The organism is Streptomyces silvae, from assembly GCF_016745505.1.
In the GTDB taxonomy this organism is placed as follows: domain Bacteria; phylum Actinomycetota; class Actinomycetes; order Streptomycetales; family Streptomycetaceae; genus Streptomyces; species Streptomyces silvae.
In genome coordinates this window covers 1-13,769 of record NZ_JAERUC010000079.1, presented here as the reverse complement: position 1 = coordinate 13,769, position 13,769 = coordinate 1, and the positions used below count along the sequence as shown (strand labels likewise).

The 13,769-nt window shown below is 72.1% G+C and carries 10 protein-coding genes; 4 read left to right on the top strand and 6 right to left on the bottom strand.

Annotated elements, in window-relative coordinates; translation table 11 throughout:
* Positions 1–41: 41 nt before the first annotated feature.
* The 6 genes from JKV81_RS10415 to JKV81_RS36155 form a co-directional block, all read right to left on the bottom strand.
* A complete protein-coding gene (locus tag JKV81_RS10415) occupies positions 42–1,289 on the bottom strand; it encodes an MFS transporter (RefSeq protein WP_124275596.1) in 1,248 nt (415 codons plus the stop codon).
* The gene (locus JKV81_RS10410) at positions 1,286–2,518 is read right to left on the bottom strand and encodes a JmjC domain-containing protein (protein WP_202075489.1); all 1,233 of its coding nucleotides are present in this window, start codon (positions 2,516–2,518) and stop codon (positions 1,286–1,288) included. Before JKV81_RS10410 ends, JKV81_RS10415 begins: the two co-directional genes overlap by 4 nt.
* 137 nt (positions 2,519–2,655) lie before the next feature.
* Positions 2,656–3,876 (bottom strand): cupin domain-containing protein, encoded by a 1,221-nt coding sequence (locus JKV81_RS10405; RefSeq protein WP_202075488.1) that lies wholly within the window; start codon positions 3,874–3,876, stop codon positions 2,656–2,658.
* Entirely contained in the window at positions 3,876–4,916 is a 1,041-nt protein-coding gene (locus JKV81_RS10400; RefSeq protein WP_202075487.1) for a SagB/ThcOx family dehydrogenase, read from the bottom strand. The genes JKV81_RS10405 and JKV81_RS10400 overlap by 1 nt, the downstream gene beginning before the upstream one ends.
* 592 nt (positions 4,917–5,508) lie before the next feature.
* Entirely contained in the window at positions 5,509–7,047 is a 1,539-nt protein-coding gene (locus JKV81_RS10395) for an MFS transporter (protein WP_236056177.1), read from the bottom strand.
* Complete coding sequence (locus JKV81_RS36155; protein WP_236056174.1) at positions 7,044–7,454, bottom strand: DUF3291 domain-containing protein; 411 nt, start codon at positions 7,452–7,454, stop codon at positions 7,044–7,046. Before JKV81_RS36155 ends, JKV81_RS10395 begins: the two co-directional genes overlap by 4 nt.
* 467 nt (positions 7,455–7,921) lie before the next feature.
* Between JKV81_RS36155 and JKV81_RS10390 the strand changes: the two genes are divergently transcribed.
* From JKV81_RS10390 to JKV81_RS10375, 4 genes are all read left to right on the top strand, one after another.
* The gene (locus JKV81_RS10390) at positions 7,922–9,223 is read left to right on the top strand and encodes an NAD(P)/FAD-dependent oxidoreductase (RefSeq protein WP_129266349.1); all 1,302 of its coding nucleotides are present in this window, start codon (positions 7,922–7,924) and stop codon (positions 9,221–9,223) included.
* 14 nt (positions 9,224–9,237) lie between these two features.
* Positions 9,238–9,504 carry an acyl carrier protein gene (locus JKV81_RS10385; RefSeq protein WP_124275602.1) on the top strand — a complete coding sequence of 89 codons (267 nt, stop codon included), beginning with the start codon at positions 9,238–9,240 and terminating at the stop codon, positions 9,502–9,504.
* Positions 9,488–10,375 carry a thioesterase domain-containing protein gene (locus JKV81_RS10380; protein ID WP_124275603.1) on the top strand — a complete coding sequence of 296 codons (888 nt, stop codon included), beginning with the start codon at positions 9,488–9,490 and terminating at the stop codon, positions 10,373–10,375. The genes JKV81_RS10385 and JKV81_RS10380 overlap by 17 nt, the downstream gene beginning before the upstream one ends.
* 57 nt (positions 10,376–10,432) lie before the next feature.
* On the top strand, positions 10,433–13,769 hold a 3,337-nt coding region (locus JKV81_RS10375), incomplete at its 3' end, for a beta-ketoacyl synthase N-terminal-like domain-containing protein (protein ID WP_307820515.1).

Below are 13,769 nucleotides of genomic sequence, written 5' to 3'. Positions count from 1 at the left end.
GCCCCGGCGGGACGCCGAACGGGCTCCGGGGGGAGGCCCGTTCAGCGGGTCCGGTCGCCTCCGCCGAGCTGGGCGACCCCGGGGACGAGGAGGCACAGCAGGCTGGATGCGGCCACGAGGACACCGCCGCCGAGCAGCGTGGCGGTCGTGCCGAACGCGCCGACGACCGGGCCGACGAGGGCGTAGCCGAGAGGGAGCAGCGCGTACGCACTGAGCTGGTCCAGGGCGAAGACCTTGCCCAGGACGTCGCCGGGGAACGTCCGCTGGAGCGCGCTCGCCCAGTACACGAAGTACAGCTCCACGACGAAGCCGCCGAGCGCGAAGCAGACGACCACCCCCGCGAGCGGGAACGGCGCGGCCAGCGAGACGGGGACCAGGGCGTACACGGTGAGCACCAGCATGGCCACCGTGCCCGGTGACCTGGGCCGCCAGCGGCCCGCCACCACGATAGCGGGGAGCGCCCCGACGGCCATGGAGGCCAGGACCACGCCGTAGGCGACGTCACCGCCGAAGTGGTCCCGGGAGATCACCGGCAGCAGGGTCAGCGCGGTCGCCGTGCCGGCGAACAGGTGCAGGCACACCGTGAACATGACGGCCATCGCCCACGGCCGGCGGCGTACCGCGCGCAGTCCGTGCGCGGCGTCCGCCAGCACCGTCCGCCGCTGCCCCGGCGTACCGGGCGCCTTCTCCGGCACGTTGAGGACCGTCAGCGCGCCCAGCGCGAAGACCACACCGGCCAGGGCCAGCGCCCAGCGCGTCCCGATCAGGGCCACCAGCGAGACGCCGAGCAGGGCGCCCAGCACGGCGGAACTGCGGTGCGCGGCGGCGACCAGGGCGTTGCCCCGCTCCAGCAGAGCGTCGGGCAGCAGCGTGGGGATCAGGGAGCGCGCCGCCGGGCGCGACATCGCCTCGCCCGCGCCCATCAGCATGGTCAGCAGGGGCACCGCGGTGAGCGGCAGCCAGGGCAGCGCGGCGGCCGCCGTCAGGATCAGCACGGCGCGGAACAGGTCGGCGCCGAACAGGATCCGCGTACGTTTCAGCCGGTCGGCCAGCACGCCGCCCACCAGCAGACAGAGCACCAGGGACACGGCACGGCCGCCGAGCACCAGACCGACCTCGGCGACGCCGCCGCCGGCGTGCAGCACGTACAGGCTCAGCGCCACCGGCAGCAGCTGGTCGCCGACGGCGCCGCTGGCCTGGCCCAGCCACACCCGTACGAAGCGGGGGTGTGCGCGCAGGGTGTCGGCGACGTCCGGGCCGGTCCTCTTCTCGGTGAGGTCGGTGCTCATGCGGCGGTCTCCTCGTCACGGTCGTCGGCCGGGCCGGCGGGGCTGACGAGCCCGATGCCGACCAGGGCCTGGGAGACCTCGGTGGCGTCGTTGACGCCGAGCGCGTCGACCAGCGCGCCGAAGTCCAGCGCGGGGCCGCGCCGCAGGGATTCGAGCGCGGGGGCGACCGCCGCCGGAAGGCGCGCGGTGTGCGAACGGGTCGTCAGCAGCGCGCTGCCGTCGTCCTCCTCCGTCACCCGGAACACGGCGCCGTCCCGCAGCCGGTAGGGCCCGCCGGCACCGGTGCCGGGGAGCACGGGGACGGGCTCCGGGACCACGGACCTGAAGGCGGCCTTGCGCACGGCCCAGAGGACGTCGGCCGTGTCCGCGCTCTTCGCGGAGACGGCCAGGCGCTCCGCGGCTTCCAGGAGGAGGCCGCGGGCCAGTTCCCCGTCGTTCTCCAGGTCGTCGAGCGAGACGGTGCCCCTGAGCCAGTCGTCGTCGCCGACGGCCTGGGCCACCAGCTCGGTGAGCAGGTCGTGGCGGGTGACCGGGGGTATGGCGATGGTCAGATGCATGGACAGGTCCTCCCGGGTGCGCGGCGAGTGGAAGGTCCCTCGCGGGAAGTAGAGCGAATCGCCCTCGTTCAGGACGAGTTCGGCCAGCGGCTCGCTCCCGGAGCGCAGCTCGTCCCGGCGGCGGTCCGTCGAGTGGAACCAGGCGTGGCGCGGCAGCGGGTCGGTGAACGGCTGGGTGCGGAGCTCCCAGCTCTTGCTGCCCGCTATCTGCAGGACCAGGACGTCCTCGACGTCGTAGTGGAGGTCGACGCCCTGCGAGTGCGGCGGGGTGATGAAGGCGTTGATCCGTACGGGGTGGCCGAGTTCGGCCGACAGCTCGTGCGCCAGGCGGCGCAGCGGGGGGTGGATGCGCTGGAGCGAACGGATGATGAGCGTGTGCCCCGAGACGAGCGCCGCGCGCACGGTGTCCGTCGACACGAACGGCGCGCTCCCCGGGCTGTCGCCCTCCTCGGTGACGGTGCCCTTGGTGACGGGGGCCTCGACGTTGTCGCGGAGCAGCCGGATCGAGGAGGTGCGGAGCCCGGTGGCGAGCACGTCGTCGAGCGCCTCGGGGGAGAAGAGATCGGCGAAGCCCCCGGGGAGTTCGGCCGCGGTGCTGTGCAGATGCCGCCGGCCGAAGATCCGGTCGCGGAAGTCGTCGGGGGATGTGGAGACGCAGCGTTCCAGGGCCATGGTCCGCTCCCTTCGGGGGCTCGGTCAGATGCTCGGTCCGGGCGCCGGCGTGGGCCTCGCCGGGCGGTGTGCGGTACGGGACCGGCGTACGGGTGCCGGGTGGTGCGGGGTGTGGCGGTGAGGGCGGTCGCGGCCGGTCAGCCGGTGAGGCGCAGGGCGCCGCGCACCAGGAGCTGGCTCAGCGCACCGCCGGCCACGGCGTGCGGGTCGTCCGGGTCGAAGTCGCCCGCGTGGACCGACCCGCCGTCGGCGAGGCGTCGCAGGGCCGGGCGGGCCGCCGCCGGGAACTGGGCGCGGAAGCGCCCGAAGTCGGCCGCGACCGTGCCGTCCTCCCCGTCGTGCAGCGAGATCGCACCGGTCGCCGCGTAGCGGGCGCCGGGGGCGGCCAGGGCGTCGAGACCGTGCAGTACGGTGGCCAGCGCGGCGCCCTCCCCGTCCGTGCCGCCGGGGCCGGCGGGCGCGGGCGTCAGCAGGCCGAGCGCGCGGGTGGCGCGTTCACGCACCAGGGCGCCGATCTCCTCGGCGGGGGCGAGGCTGTCCAGATCGCTGTCGGGCGCGGCTTCGCGCAGCGCGGCCAGGACCGTGTCGGCGGTGAGCGCGCCCAGGGTGGGGCGCCGGGCGGCGAGGGAGAGATGCAGCGAGTGGCCCCCCGTGGACACGGCGTGGTGCGGGGTTCCCCGTGGTACGTACATCACGTCGCCCGGGCTCAGCAGCGGGGTGAGGGCCACCGGGCCGAGCGCGGACGGGGACAGCACGCCCGGGGTCAGCGGGACCGGGCGCAACTGCTCGTGCACGGTCCACTGCTTGGTGCCGGAGAGCTGGAGGACGAAGACGTCCTCGTCGTCGATGTGCGGGGAGAGCCCCTTGCGGTCGGGCGGGGTGAGGAAGGCCACCGCGTCCACCGGGCAGCCCAGGGACGCGGAGAGCCGCTCGCAGAGCGCCCGTACGGACGGCACGAGCAGCTCCACGGCGTCCAGGACGAGGGTGGCGCCGAGGCTGAAGTGGCTGAGCACCTTCTCCGGGACGACCGCGTCGGTGACGGTGCCGTGCCCGATGGGGCGGACCCCGGTGTACTGCCCCTCGGCCACCTGCTGCCCATCCCGCACGAGACGTACGTGGGGCAGCCTCAGCGCCCGGGTGGTGAGCAGGTCGGAGACGCCGGCCAGCGTCAGGAGCCCGGCGAAGGCGTCGCCCGACGCGGCGCGCCGCAGCAGCGGTTTGCTCGTCCAGTGCTCCCGCAGGAACGTCCCGGGGTCACCCACGAGCCGTGCGAGCTCACCGCCGGCGGCGGGGGCGGGCGGACCGGCGGGTACGGAAGCCCGGGCGGCCTCCGTGGCCTCGCTCAGCGTCGTGCTCATCAGCGCACCTCCGACGGTGGCGGGAAGGCGAAATCGGTGGGGACCAGCGGCCCGGGACGCTCCGCTACGCCCGCCGAGAGCAGGTACACGGCGAACTCCTCGTCGGGGTCGACGCCGAGGAACCGCTCCACCTCGCTGTCGGCGAAGGCGACCGTCTGGAACGGGCCGAGACCCAGCGCGGTCGCGGCCAGGGCGAAGGTCTGGCCGTAGTGGCCGGCGTCGTACATCCAGAGCCGGTAGGCGCGCGGATGGCGGTACTTCCAGGCCAGCCGGTTGGCGACGGCCGTGGTGAAGACCGTGAACGCGCCCTCGTACGAGGGTTCCTGGTGGTACGTCAGCTCCGCGACCCGCTCGCGCGGGGCGTCCGCGTCGAGCAGCTCCAGGGCGTGGCGGGCGGCCGAGTAGTGGTAGAGGCCCGGCTGGACCCCCTCGACGTCGTAGACGACGACGTACGCCTCGACCTCGTGACGGCCGCCGGCCGAGGAGCTGACGCGGCACTGCTGGGCGCCGAACGGGCCGCCGTGGATGAAGCGGTGCGGGGCGAAGCTGTGGAAGAGCAGGGTGCCGAGCTGGTCCAGCGAGACCGGGGCGCCGGTGAAGCGGCGGTGGGTCCGCCGCGTGGCGAAGACCTCCTCGACCCGCTCGTCCAGGCGCAGCGGCCGGCGCGGCAGCATCACGACCGGCTTGTCGGGGTACTCCTTGAAGATGTCCGGGGAGTCGCCCTCGGCGACGATGTCCTCCACCAGCTCGACGCGGGCGGGGGAGTGCACCAGGTAGTTGGCGTTGCGGGCCTCGTCGTGGAAGCGCTCGGCGACGGCACCCCAGCGCTCCCACAGCGGGGGCAGCGGCGGAGCACCCTCCTGGGGCACCAGCACGCCCAGTTCCGTGAGGGTCCCCACGGCGCTGCGCACGCGGTCGCGCTCCTCGGCGGGGAACTGCTCGGCGAGCTCGTCGGTGTCGGCCCCCTCGCCGGCCTTCGACAGGAGGTCGAGCAGATCGGGGGTCACCTCGATCCAGCGGCGGTGTCCGGGAATACCCATGCGCAACCCGTCCTGATGCCAGCTGCAGACCAGGTGATCCCTGCGGCGGACCTTCATGGTCGAATCTCCTCGTCTGTTTCCTGGACGTGCTGCGGGGCATTACGGTGGAAGGTGCGCAGTCATGTGGCGGGGCACGCCCGGCTGCGAGACACAGCCCGTCTCGCAGCCGGAACGTTCATTGCCCGGCCCCTCGTCAGAAATGCGGGGGCCTTTTCTCGTCAGAGACCCTGGTGATGGGCGAGGGCCTCGCTGTCCTCGATGATGACGATGTCCATGTCCTTACCTCCCCTCGGAATTCTCGGAACGGAATTCTGGAAGGCGGATGCCGGACGAGTCGGCCGCGACCCCCGCGGTGCGGAGGCTGGGGTGGCCGGTGCTCTCGTATCAGAGGCTCGGGTGGTGGGCGACGACCTCGCGGTCCTCGATGATGACGATGTCCATCTTCTTTTCCTCCCCTCGAATTCTTGAATCAACGCGGAGGGTTCTCCGCGTTGATTCAATGACACCATCGCGCGGGTGCCGAGTACATAGTTTTCGGGGGAGCTTCTGTGCGCCATCGGAATTCCTGAAGCCTTATCAGGAATTCCGAATCCTAAGCTGCCTTGGCCTTGCGAGAAACGAATGCGAAAGCGAGCACGGCAGCCAGTGCGGACACGCCGGCCACGACCCACAGACCGGTGTGGATACCGACGTTGAACGACGCGGCGACCGCTTCGGTGACCTCGGGCGTGGAACGGCCGGCGCTGTTGCCGCCCTCCCGCGCCACGGCCACCACCTGGGTGGCGACCTCCGGAGGCACGTGTGCCGTGTCCAGCCGGTCCGGCAGCGCGCCGATGAACCGTACGGCGAGCACCGCACCGAGGATGGCGGTGGCGAGCACCGAGCCGACCTGGCGGAAGGCCGTCACCGCGTTGGACGCCGCGCCCATCTGGGCCGGCTCCGCCACGGCGAACGCCGCCGCCGTCGACGGGGCGACGACGAGACCACTGCCCAGGCCGAGCAGCGCCAGGCCGACGGCCGTGATCCCGTACGCGCTGTCGGGCTGCTGACCGACCAGGACGACCGCGGCGGCGGCCGTGACCAGGGAGCCCACGGCGAGCAGCCGGCCGGGCCCGACCTTGGTCGCGATCCGCTGCGCCACCAGGGTGGACAGGACGAACGCGACCATCGCGGGCAGCAGCTTGAGGCCGGTGTCCATGGGCGCGGCGCCCTGGACCCGCTGCAGGAACAGCACTTCGAGGAAGACGACGCCGACGAAGGTGAAGAGCGCGCTCGCCGCCACCACCAGCGTGGCGGACAGCGGGACCGAGGCCATCATCCGTACGTCGAGCATCGGCACCGGAGCCCGCCGCTCGACCAGGACCAGCGCGGTCAGGGCCACCACCGCGATCACCAGCGTGGTCACCACCACCGGGTCGCCGTACCCCTCACGGCCGCCGACGGCGATGCCGTACACCAGCGTGCCGAGGCCGACGATGGACAGGAACTGGCCCGGCAGGTCGAGAGCCCGGTCGGGAACCTTCGTCTCCTTGACCGCGTACAGGGTGACGGCCACGGTCACCACCGCGAGCGGGGCGTTCACCAGATACACCGCCGGCCAGTCGAACCGGTCCAGCAGCGCGCCGCCGAGCAGCGGGCCCACGGCCAGGCCGACACCCGACATGGAGACCCAGATGGTGATGTAGCGCAGCATGCGCGGCAGATCGACGAAGAAGGTCGTGGTGATGATGGCGAGCGACGTGGGCAGCACCAGCGCACCGCCGACGCCGCTGACCGCCCGGCCGACGAGCACCTGCGGGAAGCCGCTCGCGGTCGCCACGACGAGCGAACCGGCGGCGAGCGCCACCACGCCGATGACGAACACACGCCGCCGGCCGAAGCGTTCGCCCAGCGCGCCACCGGAGAGCACGCAGGCGGCCACGACCAGGGTGTACGTGCTCGACACCCAGCTCAGGTCGGCGGGGGCGACGTGCATGTCGACCTGCAGCGCGCGCAGGGTCGAGATCGCGGCCGTCACCTCGATGAAGGACATGAACAGCCCGAGGCAGGCGGCGGTCAGCACCAGCGCGCCGCGCGGGATCACCGGCTTCGGGGGCGTGTCCGTGGCGGCCTGACCCGTGACGGCGCTCATCGGCCCGCCTCCTTCTCGCTCAGCCGCTTCACCGCGTCGTCCCAGCCGGCGGGCAGCTGCTCGCGGTCGGTGGGGTAGAAGACGAACACCGAACGGGCCATCACCTTGCGCAGACGGCCGGCGATCCCGGCGTGCGGTTCCGAACGCGAGAACGTGTCCAGGGCTTCCTGGGAGCTCCACGCCGACAGGGTCCAGAAGGTCTTCTTCAGCGGCTCGGCGCGCAGCGAGGCGCCGATGACGCCGGGCGCGGACCGCACCTGCTTCCAGACCACCAGCGACAGGAGGAAGAAGCGGGGGACCTGGAGCAACGAGGTGACATGGAACTTGGAAGCCATGACCACGGCTTGGCCGGAGTCGGCGGTCGCTTCGTCGGCGGCTGCCCCTGGCATCCAGGGAATGGTGGGCATGGAAGCCCCTCCTCTACTACTACTGCTACGGCATGACACTGGGCATCGGGGCAGGGGTACCTGCCTCCTACAAGAGCCCACCCTGGCCGTGATCCGGACAGTCACGGAGGATGAACTTCGGATCGTGTGCGGAGTTGGCCGAATAACAGTCACGAGCGCAGAGACGTTCGAATCCGGACACCAGTTTTTCGGTCCATCGGATAATCCGATGGACGCTCGGGCATCCCCGATCCGGTGATTGACCCCCGCGCGGCGCCCGACCTACTTTTCTGGCCATGCCGGCCCGCCGCCGGCACACCACCGCCCCACCCCGCCGTCGCAGCGACGCCGTCGTCACACCGGCCGTCAACGCCGTACGGGGCACACGCGAACTCCCTCCCCAGAGGTCCCACTCCTCTGCGCCCCAGCCGTCGTCGCGCCGCGCGACCGGTTCCACGAGTACCGCTCACGCCGAAGGGCTGCCTGCCATGACCACCCGTGTCGCTGTCGTCGGTGCCGGCATATCCGGACTGTCCGCCGCCCACCACCTGCCGGACGACGTCGAAGTCACCGTGTACGAGAAGGACGACCGGCCCGGAGGCCACGCGCTGACCGTCGAGGTCGAGGAGGAGGACGGCCGGACGATCGGGATCGACACCGCCTTCGTCGTCTTCAACTCCCGTACCTACCCGCAGATCACCAAGTTCTTCGAGGAGATCGGCGCCCCCGCCCTGGACCACACCGGCGGATTCGACTTCTTCGACCTCGACCGTGGCCTCGACTACGGCACGACCGAGTTCGAACTCACCGAGGCGGAGATAGCCGCGCGCTACCCGGCCGACTTCCTCACCCTGTGGCGGGACGCCGAGCGCTTCCACCGCGAGGCGCCGCGCGACTTCCTGCGCAAGCGCACCGACATGGCACTCGGCGAGTACCTCCGGCGAGGCGGCTACTCCGACGCCTTCAAGTACGGGTACGTCGTGCTGCTCGCCACCGCCGTCTGGTCGGTCCCCGCCGAGCTCATCTGGGAGATGCCCGCCACCACCGTCATCGCGTTCTTCATGTCCCACGACCCCGGCGGCCTCGGCGGCCGCACGGTCAACTGGAAGACGGTGGCCGGCGGCAGCATCGAGTACGTACGCCGGGTCGTCGCCGGCATCCACGGCAAGGTCCGCACCTCAAACCCGGTCACCCGGGTCCGCGAGGAGGCCGACGGGGTGGTCATCGGCACGGCCGACGGCGAGGAGCGCTACGACTACGCGGTCCTGGCCTCGCACGCCGACCAGACACTCGGGATGCTCGAACAGCCCACCGCGCTCCAGGCCGACATCCTCGGCAAGGTCCGCTACAGCTCCACCAGCGCCGTCCTGCACACCGACCCGGCCGCCATGCCGCCCAACCGCGAGCGCTGGCAGAGCTGGAACTACGGCCTCAAGACCGTGGACGGGCGCACCCGCACCTGGGTCGCTTACTACATGAACTCGCTCCAGGGCTTCACCGCAGCCAAGGACTACTTCGTCACGCTCGACTCGCCGATCGTCCCCAAGGACGAACTCGTCATCCGCGAGCTGCCGTTCACCCACCCGATCATCGACCTGGACGTGCGCACCATGCAGCGCACCATCTACTCCGTCAACGAGACCGGGCGCGTCAAGCTCGCCGGTTCGTACTTCCACTCCCCGAAGATCGGCCACGACCTGATCGGGTCCCACGAGGCCGGCTTCGTCTCGGGGCTCAAGGCCGCCGAGTCCATCGCCCGTGATCTCCGCCCCACCGCCGTCAAGAAGTGAATCGAGGGAGACCCATGCAGACCGTCACCGCATCGGAAGCACAGGCCTGGCTGGTAGAGAAGCTGGCCGTCCGCCTGGAGGTCGAGGCCTCCGAGATCGACGTCGAGCGTTACTTCGACGAGTTCGACCTCGACTCCACCGAGGCCCTCATCCTCGCCGGCGAGCTGGAGAAGTGGCTCGGCTTCGAGCTGGAGGCCACCGCCCTCTGGTACCACCCGACCGTCGCCGCGCTCTCCGAGCACATCGCCGAGGAGAGCGCCAACCATGTCGCCGCGGCCTGACCCGTCCACGCCCCGCCCCGTCCTGCGCACCCTGCGGGACGCGGGCGGGGGGACCGCCCACCGGATCTGCGCCGTCCACCCGGGCGCGCTCGCGGCCGGTGAGTGGGAGGCGCTCGCCGGGCAGCTGCCCGAGGACACCGCCCTGCACCTGCTCGACCTGGGCAACATCCCCGAGTTCCTCGCCGCCGCCCTCGACCCGCGCGCACCCGTCGTGCCCGTCGAGGCCCTGGCGGACCGCTGCCTGACCGAACTCCGGGCGGCGGGGCTCGACTCCGCGCCCTTCTCGCTCGTCGGCTGGTCCTTCGGCGGCGTCGTCGCGTACGAGATCGCCACCCGGCTCCACGCGGCCGGACGCGGCGCCGTCCTGCGGGACCTCGTCCTGCTCGACAGCATCGCCCCCGTACCCGCCTTCAAGCGCACCGACGAACTGCTCGACGCCTCGATGCTCCTCGACTGGTTCGCGATGTACCTCGGAGCCAAACGCCGCAGGCCCCTCACCGTGAGCGTCCCGTCCCTCGCCGCACCCGAGGACGGGCTGCCCCAGGTGCTCGACGCCGCCGTCACCCAGGGCCTCCTGCCGCAGGGCACCGAGCTCGCCGGCCTGCGCAAGCTGTACGCCGCCTACCAGGGCGGCCTGTCCCGTAACAACCGCTGCACCGCCCCGTACGAGCCGGGCCCGATCGACCGACCCCTCACCCTCGTCAAGCCGGAACGCTCCCTGCTGCCCGCCAGCGGGGACCTCGGCTGGAGCGGTCTCAGCGCACATCCCGTACGACAGGTGGGCGTCCCGGGCGACCACTACACGATGCTCCGGGACCCCGAGGCCGTGAGCGCGATCGCCGGACTGCTGGCCGGCTCCGCCGTCGTCTGAACCACACCCATGGACCCGCGCCCCGCCCACCCGCCGCACTTGAACGAGAGGACCGTCGTGCACCACTCACGTCTGGCCGAGACACCCATCGCCATCGTCGGGTTGGCCGGCCTGTTCCCCCAGTCGCGCAACGTGCGCGAGTTCTGGCACAACATCGTCGACGGCAACGACTGCATCGAGGACGTTCCGGACACCCACTGGAACCTCGACGACTACTACGATCCCGACCCCGCCGCCGAGGACAAGACCTACGCCCGGCGCGGCGGGTTCCTGCCCGAGATCGCCTTCAACCCCATGGAGTTCGGCCTGCCGCCGAACACCCTGGAGGTCACCGACATCCTCCAGCTCCTCTCGCTGACCGTCGCCCGCGACGTCCTGCGCGACGCGGGCACCGAGGGCTCCGGCTGGTACGACCCGACCCGCACCGGCGTCATCCTCGGCGTCACCGGCGCCAACTCGCTGACCCAGCCGCTCTCCGCGCGCCTCCAGACGCCGGTCCTGAAGGAGGTCGTCCGCAGCGTCGGACTGAGCGAGGCCCAGGCCGAAGAGGTCGCCGAACGCTTCAAGAAGGCGTACATCCCCTGGGAGGAGAACTCCTTCCCCGGCATGCTCGGCAACGTCGTCGCCGGTCGCATCGCCAACCGCTTCGACCTCGGCGGCACCAACTGCACCGTGGACGCGGCCTGCGCCAGCGCACTCGCCGCCGTCAAGCTCGCCGTCAGCGAGCTCGTCGAGGGCCGCTCCGACCTGATGATCACCGGCGGCTGCGACGCCGAGAACACGATCCTCATGTACATGTGCTTCAGCAAGACCCCGGCGTTCTCCAAGAGCCAGATCATCCGGCCCTTCGACGAGTCCGCCGACGGCACCCTGATCGGCGAGGGCATCGGCATGCTCGCCCTCAAGCGGCTCGCCGACGCCGAGCGCGACGGCGACCGGATCTACTCCGTCCTGCGCGGCATCGGCACGTCCAGCGACGGCCGCTTCAAGAGCATCTACGCCCCGCGCGCCCAGGGCCAGCAGCTCGCGCTGCGCCGCGCCTACGAGGACGCGGACGTCCCCGCCGGCTCCATCGAGCTCTTCGAGGCACACGGCACCGGAACCGCCGTCGGCGACCACACCGAGCTCTCCGCGCTCGGCTCCTTCGTGGCCGAGGGACAGGACGCCCGGGGTTACGCCGCCATCGGCAGCGTCAAGTCCCAGATCGGGCACACCAAGGCGGCGGCCGGCGCGGCCGGGCTCATCAAGCTCTCGCTCGCCCTGCACCAGAAGGTCCTGCCGCCGACCATCAACGTCGAGCAGCCCAGCGCCGCCGTCGACCCCGCCGAGACCCCCTTCTACGTCAACTCCCAGGCCAGGCCCTGGATCGCCGACCCGGGCCGCGACAAGCGCCGGGCCGCCGTCTCCTCCTTCGGCTTCGGCGGGACCAACTTCCACATGGTGCTGGAGGAGCACGACACCACCGGCGGCAAGGTGCTCGGGCCCGTCGCCCGCACCGGCCTCTGGCACGCCGCCGACCCCGAGGCGCTCGCCCGCCGCCTGGAGCAGGGCGCGGCGCCCGACCCGCTGGGCTGGGTGCCCGCGGGCGACGCGCGCATCGGCATCGTGGCCCGCTCCGACGAGGAGTTCGAGACCCTGCGCACCACCGCCGTCGAGCTGCTGCGCGCCAAGGCCGGCGCGGACGCCTGGCAGCACCCCAAGGGGATCACCTACCGACGCTCCGGCATCCCGGCCGGCACGAAGGCCGCCGCGGTCTTCGCGGGCCAGGGCAGCCAGTACGTCGGCATGGGCCGCGAGGCCGCCCTCGCCGTCCCGCCCGTCCTCGCCGCGTACGACAGGGCCAACCGGCTGACCGCGGGGGCCGAGACACTCGGCCGCGTCGTCTTCCCGCCGCCCGCCTTCGACGACGCCACGCGTACGGCGCAGGAGGAGTCGCTGCGGCGCACCGAGTTCGCCCAGCCCGCGATCGGCGCCCTCTCCGCCGGACAGTTCGCCTGGTTCAAGGAGCTCGGATTCGCCCCGGACGGCGTCATCGGACACTCCTTCGGCGAACTGACCGCCCTGTGGGCCGCCGGCGTCCTCGACGACGACGGATTCACCGGACTGGCCCGGGCCCGCGGACTCGCGATGGCCCCGCCCGCCGACGCCTCCGGCCACGACTCCGGCGCCATGGCCGCCGTACGCGGTGAGCTGAGCGCGGTCGAGGCACTCGTCGCCGGCTACCGGGACGTGTCCGTCTGCAACATCAACGCCCCTGGCCAGATCGTGGTCGGCGGCCCCACCGCCGAGATCGACCGCCTGGTGGCCGACTCGGCGAGCGGAAAGGTCCCCGCGAAGCGGCTCCCCGTCTCCGCGGCCTTCCACACCCGGTTCGTCGCCCACGCCGCCGACGCCTTCCGCGAGGCGGTCGAGGGCGTCGCCCTGAACGCCCCGCGCATACCCGTCTACGCGAACACCCCCGGCGCCTCCTACGGCGCCGACCAGGCCGAGAGCCGCCGGACCCTGGTCGACCAGCTGCTGCGCCCGGTCGCCTTCGCCGACCGCATCGAGGAGATGTACGCCGACGGCTTCCGGGTCTTCGTGGAGTTCGGCCCCAAGCGGGTCCTCTCGGACCTGGTGGACCGCGTGCTCGAAGGCCGTGAGGGCGTACGCACCGTCGCGGTCGACGGCGGCCCCGCCAAGGACGGCGAGATCGCCCTCAAGCGCGCCGTCATCGAACTGGCGGTCCTGGGCCTCCCGGTCACCGGCATCGACGACCACAGCGCCGAGGCGCCCGAGGTACGTCCGGGCAAGGGCATGGCGATCCCGCTGCGAGGCATCAACTACGTGACGGACGCGCGTCGTTCGGCGTACCGCGAGGCGCTCGCCGAGCCCTCGCGCGAGGCGCTGCCGACGGCGCGGCCCGAGCCGGTTGCCGAACTGGCCTCCGAGCCGGTTTCCGAGCCCGTTTCCGAGCCTGTGGCGCCGTCGACGGAGGGCGCTGCGGAGAGTCTGAGCGCGGTGGCCAAGGAAGGGCTGGACCTCCAGGCCGAGATCCTCGACGCGCACGTCTCGACGATCCAGGAGGCGGTCAAGACCCTCGAACAGTCGGTCCGCTCCGGCACCCACCCCGACGCCGACGCGGCGCTGCGGCTCATCGAGCAGCACGGCGCGTCGATCACGACGGCACACGAGCGCGCCACGCGCCTCCTGATCGACGCCTTGAAGGGCGAGGAGACGCCCACGGCCCCGGTCGCCCCGGCTGCTGCGCCTGTTGCTTCTGTTGCTCCTGCTGTGCCTGTTGCCGTCGCCCCGGTGGAGGCTCCTGCCCCCGCTCCGGTGGCGGCGGAGCCCGCCGCGCCTGCGCCGTCCGGTGAGGTGAACGCCGCTGTGCTGGGGGCGTTGTTGGAGGTGG